General features: G+C 67.1%; 22 protein-coding genes. 13 read left to right on the top strand and 9 right to left on the bottom strand.

The window, feature by feature from the left end; all coding sequences use genetic code 11:
• Positions 1-8: 8 nt before the first annotated feature.
• Together AB0H49_RS16785 and AB0H49_RS16780 are read right to left on the bottom strand one after the other, a co-directional pair.
• Positions 9-2,039 carry an NADPH-dependent 2,4-dienoyl-CoA reductase gene (locus AB0H49_RS16785; protein ID WP_357252228.1) on the bottom strand — a complete coding sequence of 677 codons (2,031 nt, stop codon included), beginning with the start codon at positions 2,037-2,039 and terminating at the stop codon, positions 9-11.
• Positions 2,036-2,614, bottom strand: coding sequence for a PadR family transcriptional regulator (locus AB0H49_RS16780; protein WP_357252225.1), 579 nt, complete (start codon positions 2,612-2,614; stop codon positions 2,036-2,038). The genes AB0H49_RS16785 and AB0H49_RS16780 overlap by 4 nt, the downstream gene beginning before the upstream one ends.
• 181 nt (positions 2,615-2,795) lie before the next feature.
• Here AB0H49_RS16780 and AB0H49_RS16775 point away from each other — a divergent pair, with 181 nt between their 5' ends.
• Positions 2,796-4,118 (top strand): MFS transporter, encoded by a 1,323-nt coding sequence (locus tag AB0H49_RS16775; protein ID WP_355000926.1) that lies wholly within the window; start codon positions 2,796-2,798, stop codon positions 4,116-4,118.
• On the opposite strand, the gene AB0H49_RS16770 is transcribed toward AB0H49_RS16775, so the two are convergent.
• Positions 4,115-5,053 carry a hypothetical protein gene (locus AB0H49_RS16770; RefSeq protein WP_357252222.1) on the bottom strand — a complete coding sequence of 313 codons (939 nt, stop codon included), beginning with the start codon at positions 5,051-5,053 and terminating at the stop codon, positions 4,115-4,117. The genes AB0H49_RS16775 and AB0H49_RS16770 overlap by 4 nt on opposite strands.
• Positions 5,054-5,119: 66 nt before the next feature.
• A complete protein-coding gene (locus AB0H49_RS16765; protein ID WP_357252219.1) occupies positions 5,120-5,740 on the bottom strand; it encodes a TetR family transcriptional regulator in 621 nt (206 codons plus the stop codon).
• Between the two features lie 195 nt (positions 5,741-5,935).
• Here AB0H49_RS16765 and AB0H49_RS16760 point away from each other — a divergent pair, with 195 nt between their 5' ends.
• From AB0H49_RS16760 to AB0H49_RS16750, 3 genes are read left to right on the top strand one after another with little or no spacing between them, the layout of a single operon-like run.
• Positions 5,936-6,994 carry an FAD-binding oxidoreductase gene (locus tag AB0H49_RS16760; RefSeq protein WP_357252216.1) on the top strand — a complete coding sequence of 353 codons (1,059 nt, stop codon included), beginning with the start codon at positions 5,936-5,938 and terminating at the stop codon, positions 6,992-6,994.
• Positions 6,995-7,015: 21 nt separating this feature from the next.
• On the top strand, positions 7,016-8,164 hold the full coding sequence (locus tag AB0H49_RS16755; protein ID WP_355000922.1) for an acyl-CoA desaturase: 1,149 nt from the start codon (positions 7,016-7,018) through the stop codon (positions 8,162-8,164).
• Complete coding sequence (locus AB0H49_RS16750; protein WP_355000921.1) at positions 8,165-8,470, top strand: hypothetical protein; 306 nt, start codon at positions 8,165-8,167, stop codon at positions 8,468-8,470. It begins immediately after the preceding gene.
• On the opposite strand, the gene AB0H49_RS16745 is transcribed toward AB0H49_RS16750, so the two are convergent.
• Positions 8,471-9,001, bottom strand: a complete 531-nt coding sequence (locus AB0H49_RS16745) for a DUF4254 domain-containing protein (RefSeq protein WP_357252211.1) — start codon at positions 8,999-9,001, stop codon at positions 8,471-8,473.
• Between the two features lie 385 nt (positions 9,002-9,386).
• On the opposite strand from AB0H49_RS16745, the gene AB0H49_RS16740 reads away from it, so the two are divergent.
• A complete protein-coding gene (locus AB0H49_RS16740; protein ID WP_355000919.1) occupies positions 9,387-9,713 on the top strand; it encodes a hypothetical protein in 327 nt (108 codons plus the stop codon).
• 374 nt (positions 9,714-10,087) lie between these two features.
• Here AB0H49_RS16740 and AB0H49_RS16735 read toward each other — a convergent pair whose 3' ends face one another.
• A complete protein-coding gene (locus AB0H49_RS16735; RefSeq protein ID WP_355000918.1) occupies positions 10,088-10,378 on the bottom strand; it encodes an excalibur calcium-binding domain-containing protein in 291 nt (96 codons plus the stop codon).
• A gap of 232 nt (positions 10,379-10,610) precedes the next feature.
• Between AB0H49_RS16735 and AB0H49_RS16730 the strand changes: the two genes are divergently transcribed.
• Positions 10,611-11,300: a DUF4389 domain-containing protein gene (locus AB0H49_RS16730; protein WP_357252207.1), complete on the top strand. Its 690-nt coding sequence runs from the start codon at positions 10,611-10,613 to the stop codon at positions 11,298-11,300.
• Positions 11,301-11,342: 42 nt separating this feature from the next.
• On the opposite strand, the gene AB0H49_RS16725 is transcribed toward AB0H49_RS16730, so the two are convergent.
• From AB0H49_RS16725 to AB0H49_RS16715, 3 genes are read right to left on the bottom strand one after another with little or no spacing between them, the layout of a single operon-like run.
• Entirely contained in the window at positions 11,343-12,335 is a 993-nt protein-coding gene (locus AB0H49_RS16725; RefSeq protein ID WP_355000916.1) for an ATP-binding cassette domain-containing protein, read from the bottom strand.
• Positions 12,336-12,337: 2 nt separating this feature from the next.
• A complete protein-coding gene (locus tag AB0H49_RS16720; RefSeq protein ID WP_357252203.1) occupies positions 12,338-13,168 on the bottom strand; it encodes an ABC-2 family transporter protein in 831 nt (276 codons plus the stop codon).
• Positions 13,161-13,892, bottom strand: coding sequence for an ABC-2 family transporter protein (locus AB0H49_RS16715; protein ID WP_355000914.1), 732 nt, complete (start codon positions 13,890-13,892; stop codon positions 13,161-13,163). Before AB0H49_RS16715 ends, AB0H49_RS16720 begins: the two co-directional genes overlap by 8 nt.
• Before the next feature lie 270 nt (positions 13,893-14,162).
• Here AB0H49_RS16715 and ectB point away from each other — a divergent pair, with 270 nt between their 5' ends.
• From ectB to AB0H49_RS16680, 7 genes are all read left to right on the top strand, one after another.
• A complete protein-coding gene (gene ectB / locus AB0H49_RS16710) occupies positions 14,163-15,419 on the top strand; it encodes a diaminobutyrate--2-oxoglutarate transaminase (protein ID WP_357252199.1) in 1,257 nt (418 codons plus the stop codon).
• Between the two features lie 96 nt (positions 15,420-15,515).
• A complete protein-coding gene (locus AB0H49_RS16705; RefSeq protein WP_357252196.1) occupies positions 15,516-16,082 on the top strand; it encodes an RDD family protein in 567 nt (188 codons plus the stop codon).
• 163 nt (positions 16,083-16,245) lie between these two features.
• Positions 16,246-16,644: an NUDIX domain-containing protein gene (locus tag AB0H49_RS16700; RefSeq protein ID WP_355000911.1), complete on the top strand. Its 399-nt coding sequence runs from the start codon at positions 16,246-16,248 to the stop codon at positions 16,642-16,644.
• Between the two features lie 533 nt (positions 16,645-17,177).
• A complete protein-coding gene (locus AB0H49_RS16695; protein WP_357252192.1) occupies positions 17,178-18,431 on the top strand; it encodes a lytic murein transglycosylase in 1,254 nt (417 codons plus the stop codon).
• Between the two features lie 19 nt (positions 18,432-18,450).
• Complete coding sequence (locus AB0H49_RS16690; RefSeq protein ID WP_357252189.1) at positions 18,451-18,759, top strand: hypothetical protein; 309 nt, start codon at positions 18,451-18,453, stop codon at positions 18,757-18,759.
• A gap of 33 nt (positions 18,760-18,792) precedes the next feature.
• Positions 18,793-19,671, top strand: a complete 879-nt coding sequence (locus tag AB0H49_RS16685) for an ATP-binding cassette domain-containing protein (RefSeq protein WP_357252187.1) — start codon at positions 18,793-18,795, stop codon at positions 19,669-19,671.
• Positions 19,668-20,882 (top strand): ABC transporter permease, encoded by a 1,215-nt coding sequence (locus tag AB0H49_RS16680; RefSeq protein WP_357252184.1) that lies wholly within the window; start codon positions 19,668-19,670, stop codon positions 20,880-20,882. Before AB0H49_RS16685 ends, AB0H49_RS16680 begins: the two co-directional genes overlap by 4 nt.
• Positions 20,883-20,890 lie beyond the last annotated feature (8 nt).

Raw genomic sequence — 20,890 nt, 5'->3', positions numbered from 1 at the left:
CGATCGGCTCAGAGCTTGGCCGCCAGCCGGGTGCCCTGATCGATCGCGCGTTTCGCGTCGAGTTCGGCGGCCAGCTCGGCGCCGCCGATCAGGTGCGGGGTGATCCCCGCGGCCCGCAGCGGCTCGACCAGCTCGCGCACCGACTCCTGACCCGCGCAGACCACCACGTTGTCCACCGGAATCAATTGCGGACGTTCGCGTTTCTCGCCGAAGCTGATGTGCAGCCCGCTGTCGTCGATGCGCTCGTAGTTCACGCCGCCGATCTGCTCGACGCCCTTGGCCTTGAGCGCGGCGCGGTGCACCCAGCCGGAGGTCTTGCCGAGGTCCTTACCGAACGAGGACGACTTGCGTTGCAGCAGAACGACATCGCGGGCGGCGGGCGCGGGCTTGGGTTCGGTGAGCTGGCCGGGCGCCTGTTCGTCGTTCGCGTCGACGCCCCACTCCTCTTTCCACTCGTCCAGCTTGAGCGCGGGGTGCCCCTCCACGGTGAGGAACTCGCTCACGTCGTAACCGATGCCGCCCGCGCCGATCACGGCGACGCGCTTGCCCACCGGCTTCTCCTCGCGCACCAGTTCGGCGTAGGAGAGCACCATCGGGTGGTCGATGCCGGGAATGTTGGGGATACGTGGTCGCACGCCGGTGGCGAGCACGACTTCGTCGTAGCGGCCCGCGATGAGCTCGTCGGCGGTGACCCGCTTGTTCAGGTGCAGGACGACGCCGCGCACCTCGATCATCCTGCGGTAGTACCGGATGGATTCGTCGAACTCCTCCTTGCCGGGAATCCGCCGCGCGATGTCGAACTGGCCGCCGATCTTGTCGTCGGCCTCGAAAAGGTCCACGCGGTGGCCCCGTTCGGCGAGATTGACCGCGGCGGAGAGCCCGGCCGGTCCCGCGCCGACCACGGCGATGCGCTTGCTGCGCCGGGTCGGCAGCAGCTTCAGCTCGGTCTCGTGGCCTGCGCGCGGGTTGAGCAGGCAGGACACCGTCTTGTGCTGGAACGCGTGGTCGAGGCAGGCCTGGTTGCAGGCGATGCAGGTGTTGATCTCGTCGACGCGGTCCTGCGCTGCCTTGTTCACCCACTCCGGATCGGTGAGGAACGGACGGGCCAGCGAAACCAGTTGCGCGTCACCGCGAGTCAGGATCTCCTCGGCGATCTCGGGCATGTTGATGCGGTTCGACGCGCAGACCGGAATGTTCACCTGCTTGGTGATCTTCGCGGTGAACTCGACGAAGGCCGCCCGCGGCACCGAGGTGACGATGGTGGGCACCCGTGCCTCGTGCCAGCCGATATCGGTGTTGATGACGTTGACGCCCGCCTTCTCCAATTCCTTGGCGAGGGTGACGATCTCGTCGAAGGTCTGACCCTTCTCCACCAGCTCGGCCATCGACAGCCGGAACACGATGATGAAGCTCGGCCCCACCGCGGCGCGGACTCGGCGCACGATCTCCAGCGGCAGCCTGCGCCGGTTCTCGGCCGAGCCGCCCCACTTGTCGGTGCGCTTGTTGGTGCGCGGCGCGAGGAACTGGTTGATGAAATAGCCTTCACCGCCCATGATCTCGCAGCCGTCGTATCCCGCGAACTGGGCGAGCTTCGCACAGCGCGCGTAGTCCGCGATGGTCTGCTCGATGCCGCGCGCCGAGAGGGCGCGGGGCCGGAAAGGGTTGATGGGGGCCTTGATCGCGGACGCGGAGACGCTGGCGGGCCAGTAGGAATAGCGGCCCGCGTGCAGGATCTGGATGGCGATCTTGCCGCCCTCGGCGTGCACCGCCTTGGTGATCGCGCGGTGGCGGTAGGCCTCGGTCTTGTTGGTCAGCTTGGCGCCGAAGGGCAGCAGCCAGCCGGTGCGGTTGGGCGCGTAGCCGCCGGTGATGATCAGCCCGACACCGCCGCGGGCGCGCTCGGCGAAGTAGGCGGCCAGCTTGTTGGTGTCCCAGGCGCGGTCCTCCAGGCCGGTGTGCATCGACCCCATGACCACGCGGTTGCGCAGGGTGGTGAAGCCGAGGTCCAGCGGCTCGAAAAGGTGGGGGAAGGAACTCATGCCTGGCCTTTCTCCATCGGATCCGGGTGCGGGGCTGACGCACTCGGTCGCAGTGCTTGCAGTACTTCGTCGCACCATTCGATGAACCCGATCTCGACGCGGATGCCGCCGCGCAGGACCAGGTACTGGTGCAGTGCCGTGCCGGAGAGCTGATCCGGCGCGGCGAAGTCCTTCTTCTCGATGAGCCGATAGACCTCGAGCCGCTGGGCGTGCTGGTCGCGGTGTCTGGCGACCTCCGCGCACAGCGCGTCCAGGTCGCCGTAGGCCGCGCCGCGGATCTTCACCCCGAGTTCGCCGCGGGGGAGGTCGGTAGGGGAGGGCTCGGCGATCCAGCGCGCCAGCTCGGCGCGGCCCGCCTCGTTCACCGAGTAGACCTTCTTGTCCGGCTTGCCATCCTGGGCCACCGATTCGCTGTCCAGCCAGCCGGATTCCTCCATGCGCTTGAGCACGCGATAGATCTGCTGGTGGGTCGCGCTCCAGAAGTAGCCGATGGACTTGTCGAACCGGCGGGCCAGCTCGTAGCCCGAACCGGCCCGCTCGGTCAGCGATACCAGCAAGGCGTGCTCGAGGGCCATGCGGCCACGGTACTCGGTACAGTCGGTACTATGCAACTGGGTGCATAGAGCCGTTCAGTGGCATGATCACCAAGGGTCGGCGGTTCGTCTTCGCATCGACCCGCTCGCATATTCGGCGGCTTGTCGGCCCGGCGTCGGCTTTCGGCGGACTTCCTCGCGCCGGGCGGGTTACGCTGCGCCCATGACCGAGGTGGACGCGCGCGGCACGATCGGGGACGCCGCCGGGCGCGGGCAGATCGTGGCCTGGGGGTTGTGGGACTGGGGTTCCTCGGCGTTCCACGCCGTGATCCTCACGTTCGTGTTCTCGGTGTATCTCACCGACAAGGTCGGCGACGACCTGCCGGGCGGGATCTCGGCGAGCGCCTGGCTCGGCTGGGCGCTCGGCATCGCCGGTCTCGTGGTCGCGCTGACCGCGCCCATCAGCGGCCAGTGGTTCGACGCGGCCGCGAAACGCAAACGCTCCCTTGGCGTTCTGACCGCGCTGACCGTCCTGGCCATGACCGGGATGTTCTTCGTGCACGACGACTACCGCGATCTGTGGCTCGGTCTGACGCTGCTCGCCTTCGGCTCCGCCGCTTTCGAACTGGCCAACGTGCCCTACAACGCCATGCTGCGCCAGGTCTCCACACCGGAGACGGTCGGCCGCGTCTCCGGTTTCGGTTGGGCGATGGGCTATTTCGGCGGGATCTTCCTGCTGCTGATCTGCTACGTCGGCTTCATCGCCGGCGAAGGGGACAACCGAGGACTGTTCGGCATACCTACCGACGACGGGCTCAACATCCGGCTGGTGGTCGTCCTCGCCGCGATCTGGTTCGCCACGTTCGCGCTACCCGTGCTGTTCGCGGTGCCGGAACTGCCGCGCACCAGTGCCGATCCCGGCGCGGCGAGCGTGGGGTTCTTCGGTTCCTACCGGGTGCTGTGGCGGGATCTGCGCGAGCTGTGGGCGGCCGACCGGCGCACCGTCTGGTTCCTGTTGGCCAGCGCGGTCTTTCGCGACGGGCTGGCGGGCGTGTTCACCTTCGGCGCGGTGCTCGCGGTGCGCGTCTACGGGATCGACGATTCCGATGTGCTGCTGTTCGGCGTCGCCGCGAACGTCGTCGCCGCGCTAGGGGCGATCGTCGCGGGCCGATTCGACGACCGGGTGGGACCGAAAGCGGTGATCGTGACTTCGCTGGCCGCCATGCTGGTCTGCGGACTCGCGCTGCTCGTGGTCTCGGGACCGCTCATGTTCTGGATATTCGGCCTGCTGCTGACCATCTTCGTCGGGCCCGCCCAGGCTTCGGCACGGTCGTTCCTCGTCCGGTTGGCGCCGCCGGGGCGGGAAGGGCAGCTGTTCGGCCTCTACACCACGACCGGACGGGCCGTATCCTTCCTCGCCCCCTCGCTTTTCGGTCTGTTCGTCTGGCTGTTCGACGCCGACCGCGCCGGGATGATCGGCCTGGCTGTCGTTCTCGCCGCGGGTTTGGCGGTGCTGCTCCCGGTGCGCGCGCCCGACAGGGCCTAGTTGATCCGGCCCTCCATGCCGCTGTAGATCTCGGTGGCCTCCGCGAAACCGCCGCCGATCAGCTCCGCCAGCGCCAGCGCCTCGTCGCACTTGCGCAGCGACAGGCGCGTGCGGTCGTCGCCACCGCTCAAGGACTCGGCGTGCTCCGCGAGCCAGCCGCGCGCCGCTGGCGCGTCACCGGCGCCGACGAATCCGCCGATCACATAGTTGGCGGTGATGGTGTCCTCCGTGCGCCAAGCGATTTCGGGGAACTGGGACGGCAGGTCGCCGAGCAGCGGGCCGTTGCCGCCGAACCCGGCGGGCCAGCTGGTTCCGGCCTCCTCGGCCAGTGCCGTCGGCCAGACGACGCCGCGGTCCATCCACCCCGGCAGCAGACGCCCGGCGAATTCGACGAGGCAGAATTGCAGGTTGTTGCGCAGAAGGTCGGCGGCGTCGTGGGTTTCGGGGCTGTGCGGGTCGTCGACGGTCGGCTGACCGGAGCGCAGCGCGAGGGCGGCCTGGCGCAGCAGGCGAATCTTCCACGCGATGTCGATGGCCAGGTCGTCGGCGCCGGGCAGCGTGCCGCTCATATCGGGTTCGGTCCGGGCGGCCAGCGCGGGGTCGAACCGTTCGAGTTGCGCGCGGGCGATCTCGTCCACCGTGGCGACAGTGCAATCTCGGTATCGCACAGCGGTTTCCGCTACTTCGGCGGGCGACTCGGCGGTGATCAGGTACGGCCGTCCCCACACGTACAGCGAGGCGTCGAACTCGTCGTCGGCGACCTTCATCGCGCCCAGCGCCCACGCCTTGGCGCGGAAGCGCACCCGCGCCTGCTCGACCGCGAGGGTGATCAGATCGTCCAGATCGCCGTCGCCGCCGAGCCCGGCCAGATACGGCAGGATCCGCTCCTCGACGAGCCGCATGTCCAACGCGTGAAAGCTGGTGTCGTAACCCATGTTCGGCACAGTACGGGACGCGGTGGGCCGAGCTGCGCGGTCAGTGCGCGTACGTCGAACGAGCGCCTACCGATCCTTGGGCGGCCACCAGTTGTCCATGCCGAGCGCGATCAGCCGGATCTTCTGCACCGTGCGGTCGACAATGGTTCGTTGGTCGCGGTCTTCGGCCGCGACATACGCGGCGATCCCGTCGGCGACGGTGCCGACGAGCAGGTCCGCGGCGATCTCCAGATCGCGCGGGCTCCAGTCGTCCAGCGCGCGCACCCGGGACAGGTCGGCGACCAGCTCGCGCACGATCAGCTGGAGTTCCAGTGCGATGGCTTTGCGCAGCGCCGCCGAACCGCCGTGGCGTTCCCGGGTGAGGAAGCCGAACACCGCGCGTTTGGCCGCTACCTGATCGAAGACGAACCGCACGGTGTCGGCGATGCTGGCCTCGGGATTGCGCCGGACCTCGCGTAGCGCCAGCCGCAGCGCGGTCACGCCTTGGTCGACGAGCGCCGCGCCGAGGTCGTCGAGCGAGGCGAAGTGGCGGTAGAAGGCCGTCGGCACGATGCCGGCGGAGCGCGCGATCTCACGCAAGCTCAGCGCGGCGAAACCGCGCTCGGCGGCCAGTTCCAGGGTGCCGTCGACCAGAGCCTGCCGCGTGCGCTCCTTGCGCTCGATCCGGGTTGCTGCCTGCTCGCTCATCACGGTGAGCATACATCCGTTCACCATTCGCTCATCCAAGAGGTGTAGTTCGGGTCACACGAATTGCCGGTTGACACTGGACCCTGTCTATCGGTCACACTGGATGAGTGTACAGGCGTGCACTGAAAATTGATCAAGTGACAGTCGGCACGCCACAGCCTTGACCCACCGACAATCAGAGGTACGGAGAACCGAATGGTGGATCTCATCGACCTGGTGCAGACCCTGACCACGCCCCATCCGCTCGACCGGTACCTGGAACTCGTGCGTCCCACGCTGACCGTCCGGCAGATGCGCGCCGAGATCACCCACGTGCGCCGCTCGGTGCCCGGCTCGGTGACGCTCACCCTGCGCCCGACCAGGCAGTGGCGCGGCCACGCCGCGGGACAGTACGTCCAGATCGGCGTGGTGATCGACGGCGTCCGGCACACCAGGTGCTACTCGCCGGTGAATCCGGAAGGTCGGCGCGACCGGCACATCCAGCTCACCGTCAAAGCGCATCCCGGGGGCCTGGTGTCGCAGTATCTGCACGAGAACGCCGTGTCCGGCATGGTGGTCGACCTGAGCCCGGCGGCCGGAGTGTTCCGGTTGCCCGAGGTCCGCCCCGACCGGGTGCTGCTGATCAGCGGCGGCAGCGGCATCACGCCGGTGCTGTCGATGATGCGGACCCTCGCCGACGAGGGTTATCCCGGCGAACTGACCTTCCTGCACTACGCCCGTTCGCCGGAGGTGGTGCCGCACCGCGCCGAGCTGGAGGCCATCGCCGAGCGGAACCCGCGTTTCCGCGTCGAGATGCGCTATCCGGAGCAGGGCGGCGGCCCGTTCGACTACGACGAGCTCGAGCGCGTCGCGCCCTGGTTCGCCGACGCGCAGACCTATGTGTGCGGGCCGCCGCCGCTCATGGACGCGGTGCGCAAGGTGTACGAGGCCGAGGAACTGGCCGACCGGCTGCACTCTGAGGAGTTCACGCTCTCGGCCGCCCCCGTCGACGCGGACGAGGTGCACGGCTCGACGAGCTTCTCGGCCAGCGGGGTGCGTGCCGAGAACACCGGTACCAGCCTGCTCGAGCAGGCCGAGGCCGCGGGCCTGACCCCGGAGTACGGCTGCCGCATGGGGATCTGCTTCTCCTGCACCGCCGTTCGCCGCTCCGGCTGCACGCGCAACCTGCGCACCGGCGAGACCGACAGCGATCCCGACCAGCCCATCCAGCTCTGCGTCAGCGCCGCGGTGGGCGACGTCGACATCGACATCTAGACAGACACAAGGGGACTGACTATGACCATCCTGACCGAGACCAAGGACGGACCGCTGGTCCTGACTCCCGACCAGGTCGAGGAGCTCGGCAAGGCGCTCGACGAACTGCGCGACCGCGTCGTCGCCGACCTCGGCGAGCGCGACCGGGAATACATCTACTCGATCATCAAGGCGCAGCGCGGTTTCGAGATCGCCGGGCGCGGCCTGATGTACCTGGGCTTCCTGCCGCCGGTGTGGCTGGCCGCGGTGGCCGCGCTGAGCGTGTCGAAGATCCTGGACAACATGGAGATCGGCCACAACGTCATGCACGGCCAGTACGACTGGATGCGTGAGCCCGGCTTGAATTCCCGTGAGTTCGAGTGGGATACGGTCTGCCCGGCCGACCAGTGGAAGCACTCGCACAACTACCTGCACCACACCTTCACCAACATCCACGGCATGGACCGCGACATCGGTTACGGCATCCTGCGGATGGATGAGGGCCAGAAGTGGAACCCCTACTACCTGGGCAACCCGGTGTGGGCGTTCCTGCTGATGGTGTTCTTCGAATGGGGCGTCATGCTGCACGACGCCGAAGCCGAGAACATCGTTCAAGGCAAGCGCAAGTGGTCCGACCTCAAGCCGCTGATCAAGGGCTGGTGGCGCAAGGCGGGCCGCCAGGCGCTCAAGGACTACGTGGTGTTCCCCGCGCTGACCGGCCCGCTGTTCGTCAGCACGGTGGCAGGCAACGCCGCGGCCAACCTGGTGCGCAACGTCTGGGCCTACTCGATCATCTTCTGCGGCCACTTCCCCTCCGGCGTACAGACGTTCACCGAAGAGGAGACCGCCGAGGAGACCCGCGGCGAGTGGTACGTCCGGCAGATGCTCGGCTCGGCGAACATCACCGGCGGCAAGCTGTTCCACATCATGAGCGGCAATCTGTCGCACCAGATCGAACACCACCTGTTCCCCGACATCCCCGCCAACCGCTATCCGGAGATCGCGCCGGAGGTGCGGGCGTTGTGTGAGAAGTACGGATTGCCCTACCACACCGGCCCGTTGAGCAAGCAGATCGGCGATGTGTGGCTGAAGATTTTCAAGCTGGCGCTGCCGCCGCGCTTCACGAAGAACACGTCATCTCCCGGTGTTATCGTGATGCGTCAGCGGAAGGCGACCGAAGTGGGCGTGTGAATGATCGGGAAATTCGAAAGCAACAAGGATTTGATTCAAGAATTGACGGCCTCCGGTGCCAGGCACGTCGGAAATATCGCGACGATCATCACCGGGACCGTTCAGGAGGTCACTCGGGAGATCGGTGAGTGGATCACCGACGCGATCGAGATGAACGAGGCGGCCGCCGCGGCCCGCAAGGATGCGGCTGTTCAGCGGGAAGCGCCGCTGGACGAGGTCCCCGACGAGCCCGAGCCCACGTCCGCGACGGGTTCCGCGTTCGTCGAGGCCGAGGTCGTCGAGTCCGATCTCGACGACCGCCGCTGATCACCACACCGGCAGCCTGCGCCGGTGCTCGGTGACGTCGGTGATCAGATCCTGATAGCCGTCGGCCAGCTCGGCGAGCCGCGTCCACAGCAGGTGGGCTTCCCCGTCCACCCGCGGTGAATGCGTCGCCGAGCCGGTTCTGCTCAAAGCCTGTTGTGCCGCAGTCCATTTCGCCGCCATTCGATCGATGACAGCGCCCAGTGTCTCGGTGTGCAGCGAGGCGCCCGTGCGGTGCGGGACGTTGGTCGCCACCCAGTCGTTGATCCGGCCGACGAGCTCGGCGCGGCGACCGTCGATGTCGTCCACCAGCTGACTGCACGCCGCGACCCGACCGTTGGTGGCGTCCGGCGCGTGCGCGGCGGCCAGCGCCCGGTGCCTGCGTTCGTGGCATTCGACCAGCTCGCGGGCCGCGGCCAGGACTCGGTGCTTTCGGCGGTTCGGGTCGTCGGCTTCGCGAAACGCGCGCAACAGCGCCGATCGCGGTGGCAGCTCGCCGGCTCCGATACGGCTCCCGGCGTATTCGGTAGGCATAGTGCACGCCCCTGCGGTAACGATCCGACATGGATACGCCAGGGCCGAGGGGGATTTCGGGGAGGGGCACCCCTCGGCTCCGGCGCAGCCCCGAGCCCGGACGCCCCCCACACAGTCCACCAGCACGGCAAAGAAACCGGGAAATCCGCGACGATGCGATGAGGAAGACGGCCCGAAAAATCGGGACACTTTCAGGAAAGCGCGATAGTCGAATCGGCGCAACCGAATGGGGGAAAATCCACGCGCCAGCCGGAAATCGTTATCGTTCGTTACGGTGCAGTCACACGAAATCTATCTTTGCCCAAGGTGAACTGGGCGATCGGCGCATCTCCAGTTATCGTCGCGGCGCGGCGGCTGCGCACCCCGGTGCGATGGACTAGCCTCGATGTTCGTGCCCGCTTATGTGTCATCGCCGGAGCTGACATTCGGCTTCATGTTCTCGCTGGAAGACCCCGAGCGAATTGCTGAAGTCGTGCGCAACCTCATCGTCCGCAAGACGGTCTCGGTGTTCCGGCTCGCACGTTTGTCCGACGACGACGGCCCGCCGGAGCGCTACGTGGTCAACTGGGGCGCCATCCCGCAGATCTCCATCACCACCACCGCGCCCGATCCCGAGGAGCTGCGGGTCAACCGGATCATGCTGGTCAACGCGTTCCTCAGCGAGGAAGGTGAGGTCAGTCTGTACTCCGCGCAGGGGCAGGCGCCGAGTTAGTCCGCCTCGGCCCCGGAGTACGACCGACCGAGGGTGACCTTCGTCGCGGTGGGCCGACTGCCGGTGACCTTCGGTCGGATTGCGGTGCCAACCTTTGTGGACGCGGCACAGCCCGAAGGGCATGCGACGCGTCGCGGCCCACGCAGGCGTTGTGTCCGCATCGCAGGGGCGGTGCCCCCCGCGAAGCGCGCGAGGATGGTGCCGCTGGTGGATTCGACGATCGGCGCGCCCGGCGCGAGTTCACCGCGGGCGGCAGCGCTACCTGGGATCGATCCGTGGGTGCGCGGCGCGGTAGTCGAGGCCGAGCGACGTGCGGCCCGTGCTGTCGAGGACGGGGCTGCGCTGAGGCCGGACCGGCCGACGCCCGGGTTCGGTCAGCGGCGGGGTGCGGGGCGGACGAGGCAGGCGACGCCGTCCTCTTTGCCGTCGAGGCGGTCGAGCTGGACCGAGTAGCCGGGGTCCTGGCGGCGCAGGGGTGCTTTGCCCGCCGCCCAGGCGTCCTCACAGTTGCGGAATGCCGCGGCACTCGTCGTGGTCGCCGCGGCGACCGGTCCGGACGAGGAGTGGCGCCGCTTCTTGCTCGAACCGCAGCCGGTCACCGAGACGGCGAGCACAGCGATCAGCAGCAGGCCGACGACCAGAACGACGGGCCGAGAGTTACGCATGTGGATTCCCCCCAAACACAACGGTTTTCGATCCAAACGCCAGTCAGTATCAGGGCCGCCATCGCGTTCCGCAACATCGCGGCGCGGGCTGGACGGTCGTTTTTGTTGGCGTGTCGGTACCGCATCGTGGCCTTACTGCCGGAGGGGTGCCGGACAATTATGAGATACCTCACAGGGGCGCTGTGAAATCCGAGCCCGGTGGGCTGGGCGCAGCCCGGAAGGAGCGTCGATCATGGAAATGGAACTCGAGAAGCCGGCGGCCGCCGTGAATCCGGTCCGCGTCCGAGGGGATCTCGATCCCGGTCTGTCGCGGTGGATGTGGCTGGTGAAGTGGATTCTGGCCATCCCGCACTACATCGTGCTGTTCTTCCTGCACATCGCGTACTTCGTGGTGTCCGTGATCGCGTTCTTCGCGATCCTGTTCACCGGGAGGTATCCGCGCGGCCTCTTCGATTTCAATGTCGGTGTGATGCGCTGGAATTGGCGCGTCAGTTTCTACTCGCTGACCGTACTCGGCACCGACAAATACCCGCCGTTCCATTTGCGGCCGGACGCGGACTATCCAGCCGATCTGGAGGTCGATTATCCCGAAACTCTGCACCGCGGACTGGTTTTGATCAAATGGTGGCTGCTCGCCATTCCGCACTATCTGATCATCGGCGCGCTGATGAGCGGCGCGATCGGCACCGCGATGGAGGACAACGGCTCCGACGCCTGGAATGTCATGCTGGCTTGGCCGGTGATCTATCTGCTTCTGGCCGTGGCGCTGATCGCCCTGCTGTTCACCGCGGTCTACCCGAAGGGCCTGTACGACTTCGTCGTCGGCATCAACCGATGGGCCATCCGGGTGCAGGCCTACGCCTCGCTGATGCGTGACGAATACCCGCCGTTCCGGCTCGACCAGGGGGCGCGCGAGCCGTAACCGCCGATCGAATCGACCACTCCGAATCCGCCCGCCGACTCGTCAGCGGGCGGATTCGTATATCCGGCGGACCACGTCTTCGATACCGGGCTCCTCGATGGACAGATCCCGCACCTCCGCGCGGTCCGACACTGCGGCGAGCAACTGTGCGGCGGTGATGGATTCGGCGTCGAAGGCCAGGCGCTGGCGCATGCCATCCGCCTCGCTGGTGAGCAGTTCGGCGCCGGGCGGCAGGTCGCGCAGATCCGCGGTCGGCTCGGCGAGGTCCACCACGAGCACCCGGCGCGCGCCCACCGTCGCGCCGAGTCCGGACAGCGATCCGTCGTAGACCAGGCTGCCGTGATCGACGACGAGCACACGGTCGCAAAGCCTTTCGATATCGCCCATGTCGTGGGTGGTGAGCAGCAGCGTGGTGCCGCGGTCCACCCGTTCCGTGCGCAGGAATTCGCGCAACCGCTGCTTGGACAGCACGTCGAGACCGATGGTTGGTTCGTCGAGTATCACCAGCTCCGGGGAGTGCAGCAGCGCCGCCGCGACCTCGGCGCGCATGCGCTGACCCAGCGAGAGTTGCCGCACCGGAGTGTCCAGTGTCTCGGCCATTTCCAGCTGCTCGACCAGCTCGTAGGTGCGCTTGCGGGTGATGTCGGGTTCCAGGCGGTGGATGGCGGCCAGGATCGTGAACGATTCGCGCAGTGGCAGATCCCACCACAGCTGGGACCGCTGGCCGAACACCACCCCGATGCGGCCGGCCAGTTCCCGGCGCTGCCGGACCGGCTCGAGTCCGCAGGTGCGCACCCGACCGGACGAGGGGACCAGGATGCCGGTGAGCATCTTGATGGTGGTGGACTTCCCCGCCCCGTTCGCCCCGATGTAGCCGACCGCCGCGCCGCGTTCGATGCGAAAGGTCATCCTGTCGACCGCGGTGAGGGTGTCGCGCTGCCTGCGCCAGCGGCGGCCGTTCTTGCGATACAGCGTGAATTGCCTTGTCAGATTTTCGATGTCGATGATCGCGTCAGATAAGTCGCTGTCCGCCACGCTTATCCGCCACCTCCCTGGTAGTGCCTAGTCCCGAGCCGCCATAGACCGAATGCCAGCAGCCAAATCCACAGCGTCGCCAGCGGGGTGAACCAGACCAGCCAGGACGGCAGCAACGGCGGGCCGGGCAACCCGAGCAGGGCGATGGTGGGCAGGTACGCCGTGAACGCGACCGGGATGGCGAATCCGAACAGCAGTTTCAGCGGCAGCGGAAATACCGAGGCGGGCTGCATAGCGGCGAACGACCCGCCGTAGGTGAAACTGTTGGTGAGCTCGGAGCCGTCGATCAGGAAGAACTGCAACCCGGCCGCGCAGACGAAGATCCCGCCGAACAGGAGAATACCGCACGCGAGTGTCATCGCCAGGAGTCCGAATGCGGCCGGTCCCCAATCGATGTCGTTCTGTAGCAACCCGATGACGAGCACCACTATGGCGACCGCGGCGCGGGCGAATCGGCGCAGCGAGACATCGCCGGTCACGAGTTGCAGCAACAAGGGTTGCGGGCGCAGATGGTAGGCGTCGAGGGTGCCCATCCGGATCAGCGTCGGCAGTGTATCCAGATGTCCGACGAGTACTTGGGCCAGCGCGAACGTGGTGTTGCTCAGGCCGAACAGCAGTAGCGCCCCGCGCATGTCCAGCCCGCCGAGCACTCCCACGTTGTGGAAGATGACCCACACCTCGGCGAATTCGACGACGCCGATGAGGAACGCGCTGAACACCTCGCTGGCGAAGGACAATCGATAGGCGCGCTGAGCTCGGATGCGCGAGCGCAACACCGCGGCATACGGTGTGAACCAGCTGCCCGACGGCACGGCGACCAGCGGCTCAGCCACCCTGCACCTCCAGCCTGCGGCGTCCGGCCGACAGCATGAGTCTGCCGATCGCTGCGATCGTGAGCACCCAGAACAGCTGTGTCCCAACGACCGTCATCGCTTCCAGACCGAGTATCCGACCCGAGAGCACGTCGATCGGGGCTTGCAGAATCGAAGGGAACGGAGTGGCGTACGCGAGCAGGCGCAGCCAGTCCGGGAACATGTGCACCGGCACGAACAGTCCGGCCAGGAAAGTGCCGCAGATCTGATAAAGCACGCGGATGCCGCGGGTTTCCACCACCCAGAAACCGATCAGGCCGATAGCGAACAGCATCAGAAACGACAGCGCGACGGCGAGCACCACCGAAATCACGCCGAGCACATACGGACCGGGCGTCGCGGGCATAGCGAGTCCGACGGTGAGGAATCCGAACAGCACGCTGGGCAGAAACCGCGGTACCAATGTGCACGTCGCACGCCCGAGATCGGCGGCGAGATAACCCAGTTGGATATCGACGGGACGCAAGAAATCGATGGCGACGTCGCCGTTCTTGACCCGGTCCACCAATTCCAGTGGCGGGCCCATGAATTGCATCGCGCCGAGCAGTCCTTGTGAGAGCCAGACGTAGGCGCCCATGGTGCCTTCGTCGTATCCGCCGAAGTCACCCGCACTGCGCACGGCGGCGAGCATCACCGCGGCGCGCACCAAACCGAACACGCAGTTGGTGAACAGACCCGCGAACATCGCCAGTTTGTACTGCGACTGACGCCGGAACCCCGCCACCGCGAGCCGCCAATACAGTGTCGCCTCGCGTCGCGCCCGGGTTGCTGCGGCCAGCCGTTCCTCCCCTCCCGCACTCCAGCGCACAAGGAGTCGACTTTACTGCCCGGTCGCGGACTCGCGGTAGCTTCCCGCGCGATTTTTGGAAAAGCGCTACGAACCTGAGGCGCGAGTGTTAGAAACACAGACACTTCAGATTGATGGAGTGCTCGCGCACGACAGGAAGGATCGTCGATGACTGTCGCCGAGTCGACCGTTTTCGAGGCACTCGAATCGAACGTTCGCGGGTACTGCCGATCCTGGCCGACGGTGTTCGACACCGCCAGCGGCGCCTGGTTGCGCGACGAGCAAGGCCGCGACTACCTGGATTTCTTCGCCGGTGCGGGCGCGCTGAACTACGGCCACAACAATCCGGTCCTCAAGCGCGCGCTGATCGACTATCTCGCGGGCGACGGGATCACCCACGGACTGGACATGTCGACGGTGGCCAAGCGACGGCTGCTGGAAACCCTGCGCGACACCGTCTTCACCCCGCGCGGGCTGGACTACAAGGTGCAGTTTCCCGGCCCGACCGGCGCGAACGCCGTCGAGGCAGCGCTCAAACTCGCGCGTAAGGTGACCGGCAGGCAGGCGGTGCTGAACTTCACCAACGCCTTCCACGGCATGTCGCTCGGTGCGCTGTCGGTGACCGGCAACGCCGCCAAGCGCGCGGGCGCGGGCGTGCCGCTGGTGCACGTCACGCCGATGCCCTACGACGGCTACCTCGGCGCGGACGACGACCTGAACTGGATGCGCCGCGCGCTGGACGATCCCTCGTCGGGTCTGGACAAGCCCGCCGCCGTGATCGTGGAGACGGTGCAGGGCGAAGGCGGGGTGAACGTCGCGCGGGCGCAATGGCTGCGCGAACTGGCCGACCTGTGCCGGGCGCGCGGCATCCTGCTGATCGTCGACGACGTGCAGATGGGCTGCGGGCGCACCGGCCCGTTCTTCTCCTTCGAGTTCGCCGGTATCACGCCCGACATCGTGACGCTGTCGAAGTCGATCGGCGGCTACGGATTGCCCATGGCGCTGGTGCTTTTCAAGTCGGAGCTGGACCAGTGGGCGCCCGGTGAGCACAACGGCACCTTCCGCGGGAACAACCCCGCCTTCGTCACGGCCGAGCTCGCGTTGCGCCACTACTGGTCCGACGACGCGCTCGAGCGCGCCACCCTGGCCAAGGGCGCGCGGATCGAGGCGGTGCTTGCGCGGCTGGCGGCCGATCTTCCCGGTGTCTCGACGCGGGGGCGGGGTTTGGTGCACGGGATCGTGTTCGAGGATCCGTCGCTGGCGGGGAAGGTTTGCCAGGTGGCGTTCGATCGGGGGTTGCTGGTGGAAACCTCGGGGTCGGTGGACGAGGTGGTGAAGTTGTTGCCGCCGTTGACGATCGGTGAGGAAGAGTTGGAGCGCGGGTTGGAAGTGGTTGTCGGTGCGGTGGGTGCTGTGTGTGGTTGACCGGAGGGGGCAGCTCATCCGGCCGCACCTACTTCGGCCGAGCGTGATCGCGGTGCTCGAGTGGGTACTCGGGCGCGGCCGTGCCATGCTCGTCACGTGGGGTTCATCAATCGCAGAGTGGAACAGTTCAATGAACGCACGACGCAGGCGGCGCAGCGTGGCCCGCGGTATCACGGTGCGGACAACGACCCCCGGTATCCGTCTCCACGCGAGTTGCGCACCTTCGCGGCGGTAACCGTCGACGTGCTGCTGCATTTCGGCGTCGCCTTCGCCGTCGCGGCTGACATCGAGAACGTGCTGTTCGCGGTACTGGTCGGTGTCATCGCCTATATCGCGGCGTCATTCGTGCACACCGTGCTGTTTCAACGCTTCTTCGGAGCGACGCTGGGCAAGCTCCTCTTCGGTGTCGTTGTGATCCGAGGCGTCGACGGCCGCCGTCCCACGCTCTGGAACCTTCTGCGCGCCTTTTTCTTTCGCGCCTTCCTAGCCGTGTTCGGCCTACTGGCAGACGGTTCGATCGATTACGACACCTACGGCGATTTCCTGTCCATCGTCCGCAGCCGCGACGTCCGAGCCCTCCGCACACGCCAGCCGACAACCTGGAACTACCCGCAGCAGGGCTACCCACCCCAACCCCACAGCCACCTGCGACCGCCGCGCTGATCACAATCCGCACTCGTGGTCGTCAGCGATGCGTCGAGCTGCCCAGTGGCGTGAGCCCGCGATGACCGGTGACGATTCGGTGGATCAGCCGCGGCCGTGCGCCGACCCACATCGTGCGGAATTCGGTTGACCGGCGACCCGTGCCGATCAGTAGGGTGGGCCGGTGATTCGCACAGCTGCGTTGGCTCACGTCCGGAATCGGCGCCTGCTGCAGGCACGGTCCATCGGCAAGGACGTCTTCTACATGGCGGGCGGCAAGATCGACGCGGGGGAGACGCCCGTCGCGGCGCTGCACCGCGAGGTCCGTGAGGAACTGGGCGTCGGCGTCGCCACCTACACCGAACTCGGCATCTTCCAGGCAGAGGCCTACGGCCACGCACCCGGCACGCGCCTCCACATGACCTGCTTCACCGCCGAACTCGACGGCGACCCACACCCCAGCGGCGAAATCGCCGAGCTCCGCTACTTCACGGTCCGCGAATACGCGGCCATGGACCACGTCGCCCCCGGCTCCATGCTCGTCTTCCACAAACTGCACGAACTGGATCTCATCGACTGGTGACCGACAGTCTGTCTGGGGCGACGACGGTGGATTCCTAGCCGCCCTCGCGGGCCGGACCGCGCCGTTCTCCTTACTGGACCACTCGCGTGGCGCGGCCATGAATTCGGGGGAGATGTAGGGCGCGATTGGAGTGCTGCGGGTCGGGTCGACCCTCACTGGAGGGTCCGTCTGGCCGGGCGGGGACAGGTACGGGTAAGTAACTGGATAGTCGATCGCCAATTTCGCTCTGGCGTCGGCAGATAATGCTGTATGTTAATGGCAGTTCCTCATTTGTTGGGGGAATGAGGAACGTCGGTGATGTGGTCGGTGGGGAGAGGTTGGAAGTGGCCCCACGGACCGAGCGCCGAAGGGGCACAGTCGCTCTCCGGCGACGTCGAAGATTGGTAGGCCGAATGCGTGTATCCGCTCCACTCACCGCATCGGCGCTGGTCGTCGCTGGACTGGTTGTCACGGGGTCGTCGACGGACGCGGGCGGTTCGAGTGCTCCGCCCGAAGCTTCCGAAGCGATACTGACTGGTAGGCAACAAGGTTCGGTGCGAAGAGAGGGCGAGGGCGAACTGTCACAGGCCGTCGGCCTGCTTCCGGTCGCGCCGGACACGCCACGCAAGCTACGCGCCGCGACGCCCGCGTTCGCGGGCACGGTTCCACTGCAAGATATTTCGCTGCCGAATACCGGCGGTGCGCTGGGCATACCGGAAATCGTGTTGGCGGCCTACCGCAATGCCGAATTGGCGCTGGAGTCCTCGCTGCCGCACTGCGGGTTGACGTGGAATCTGCTGGCCGGGATCGGGCGGATCGAGTCCGCCCACGCCGGAAACGGTCGCACCGACGCGGCGGGGACGACGGTGTCGCCGATCTTCGGACCGGCCTTGGACGGGAGTCTGCCGGGCAACGAGATCATCAAGGCCGCCGGCGGCGGATACGTGCGCGCGATGGGGCCGATGCAATTCCTGCCGAGCACCTGGGGTTCGTACGCCGCGGACGGCAACGGAGACGGAGTCGCGGACCCGCACAACGTGTTCGACGCGTCGTTGGCCGCGGGCAAATACCTGTGTTCGGGTGGGTCCGACTTGCGTGATCCGGCACAGGAATTGCGTGCGGTGTTGCGGTACAACAACTCGCTGTCGTACGCGAGCGATGTGCTGAGCTGGTCGGCGGCCTACCGCACCGGCGGCGCTCCGGCGCGTGTCGCCATCGACCCGGGATTGATTCCGCCGGGATCGGCGCCCGTGATCCGGTCCGGTCCGGAGATGGCCGCCCTCGACACCACCGCGCCGCCGCTGACGATCCCGCTGGAAGCGCCGCCTGCCAACGATGTCCCCGCGCCTCCGGCGCCGACTCAGGTGATGATCACCATCCCCGGCCTGCCGCCGATTCCGTGCGGGATCTTCTGTCCGCCGCCGCAGCCGCAGCCGCAGCCCTGTGAGCAGGTGACGGTTCCAGCTCCGATGCCGCGACTCGGCGAACCAGGCGGCCGCCTGCTCGCGCCCGGCCGACCCTACGGCGGCACCGCGGTCGAGCCGATCGAGCCCGAATCCTCACCGGCGCGGCCGAGTCCGTCCTGCACATCAGAGGACCCGCATTCGCAAACCGGCGGCGAACCGTACTACGGGCCGAAACCACCAGAGCCGCCGCAGCCTTCCGGTCCCGGGCCTGCTGTCGATGTCGCACCCGAGTCGGCCTTCCCAGAGCTTGTGCCACCGCAACCCCCGGCTCCACCCAGCCCACCGCCCGCAATCACCCTCCCCTTCGGCATCGTCATTCCGCTGCCAGCACCACAGCGCTGACACGCACCAAGGAAAGCCGATGTCCGCAGCCAACGATCTCCCGAACAACCACGAGGCGGTCCACCTCCGTATCGACCTGCCCGAGCGCGTGCGAATCCGGGCGATCCTCGACTATTTCGGCAAATGCCCGAACTGCGGCTACCCCGCCGAGGCGTCCGCCATCGAGCGCCGCCGCACCGACGGCACCCTGTCCACGGAGATCGTCGCGTGCTGCGGCTCGCCTTGCGGCTGGTCGGCCGCGGTTCCGCACACGACGATGACCACACCTCGAGCCAGCGAAACCGGTGATGGCCTCGGAGAGAACACCCCTCGTCGGACCCGCCGCTAGGGTGGATGGAACGGCTGAGGCAAGGGGAGTTCGATGTTGGAAGTCGCGCACCTGGTGCGCCGATTCGGGGGCACCGTCGCGGTGGACGACGTGTCGTTCACCGTGGCGCCCGGCACCCTGACCGGATTCGTCGGCGGCAACGGCGCGGGCAAGACCACCACCATGCGGATGATCATGGGCGTGCTTGCGCTGCACGGCGGCGAACTGCGCTGGCAGGGCAGGCCGGTGAGCGCCGCGGATCGCCGGTCGTTCGGCTACATGCCCGAGGAGCGCGGACTGTACCCGAAGCAGCCGGTCTTCGATCAACTCGTCTACCTGGCCAGATTGCGCGGGCAGTCGGCAGCCGACGCCCGGCGGCGCGCGAAGGAACTGCTGGAACGCTTCGATCTCGGCGGCCGCGCCAAGGACAAGCTGGAATCCCTCTCGCTGGGCAACCAGCAGCGGGTGCAGATCGCGGCGGCGGTGATCGCGGAGCCGTCGCTGCTGATCCTGGACGAGCCGTTCTCCGGTCTCGACCCGGCCGCCGTCGATTCGATGGCCGACCTGTTGCGCGAGTACGCCGCCCTCGACGTGCCCGTCCTCTTCTCCTCGCACCAGCTGGATCTCGTGGAGCGATTGTGCGACCGGCTGGTGATTCTCGCGTCGGGGCGGGTCGTCGGGCAGGGCTCGGTGGACGAGCTTCGCTCCACCGGTTCGACGCGCTATCGGCTCTCGCTCGGCGGCGACCCGGGCTGGGTGCAGGCGTTCGCGGGCGTGCGGGTGCTGCAAACGAACGGTTCCAGCGTCCTTCTCGAACTCGACGGCGCGACAACCGAAGCGCTGCTCGGCGAAGCACTGGCCCGCGGTCCGGTGCGTGAACTGGCCGAAGTGCGACCTTCGGTGTCGGAGATCTACCGGGAGGTGACGGCATGAGTGAGCGTCAGCGAGGTGCGGGCATGAGCACGGATTTCGCCCCGCGGGGACTATGGCGGATCGTGGCGGCCCGCGAGATCGCGGTGAAGCTGCGCGATCGAAACTTCCTGGTCTCCACGGCGATCACCATCGTCGTGATCGTCATCTCCTTGGCCATCAGCGGGTTCATGAGCAACCGCACCGACGAGATCGACGTCGCCGTCGTCGGAACGGGCGCCGATCGAATCATCGAAACCGCCAATGGTTTGGCGGCGAGCGCGGACAAGAAGATCACCTTCACCGCCCGCCCGCAGACCGATCTCGCGGCCGTCGAGCAGCAGGTGCGCGACGAGGACGTCGAGGTCGGCTTGGTCGCCGCCGATCAGGGCGGATGGCGCCTCGTCGGCGACACGGCGCAGAACGACGATGCCGCAACCTATCTCACCGCCGCCGCACAGCAGTTGGCGGTGCAACGCAATGCCGCCGCCGCGGGGCTGAGCATGGAGCAGCTGAGTCGCGGTGGCATCGTGACCTACGACCTGCTCGAGGAATCCGCGGTCGATCCTGGCCTCGCGAACATCGTGAGTTTCGTCTTCGCGTTCCTCTTCTACATGGCGTCGTTCCTGTTCGGCATGGCCATCGCGCAGAGCGTGGTCGAGGAGAAGCAGAACCGCGTCGTGGAGATCTTGGCGAGCGCGATTCCGTTGCGGCAGTTGCTGATCGGCAAGGTGATGGGCAATACCGTGATGGCGTTCGCGCAGCTGGCGCTGTTCGTCGGGGCGGGACTGATCGGGTTGCAGGTGATCGGCAGGGGCGATCAGGTGGCCAGGATCGCGGGCGCGGCGGGCTGGTTCATCGTCTTCTTCGTGGTGGGATTCCTCGCGCTGGCGAGTTTCTGGGCGGTCGCGGGTGCGCTCGCGACGCGCAGCGAGGACCTGCAATCGACCGCCATGCCGATGTCGATGCTGATCATGATCGTGCTGTTCGCGGGAATCTTCCTGACGGGGACGTGGCGGGTCATCGCGTCCTACGTGCCCGTGGTGTCGATCGTCGCGATGCCGAGCCGATTGGCCGAGGGAACGGCCGCGTGGTGGGAGCCGTTCGTGTCGTTGCTCCTGATGGCCGTGGGGATCTACGGCATCGTCCTGATCGCGGAGAAGATCTACCGGCGTTCGCTGATGCAGACGCAGGGACGGTTGACGATGCGGCAGGCGCTCGCGGTCGAGGATTGACGCCGTGC

It is taken from the genome of Nocardia sp. NPDC050713, from assembly GCF_040654315.1.
GTDB lineage: Bacteria > Actinomycetota > Actinomycetes > Mycobacteriales > Mycobacteriaceae > Nocardia.
This window is presented reverse-complemented; position numbering and strand designations above follow the sequence as displayed.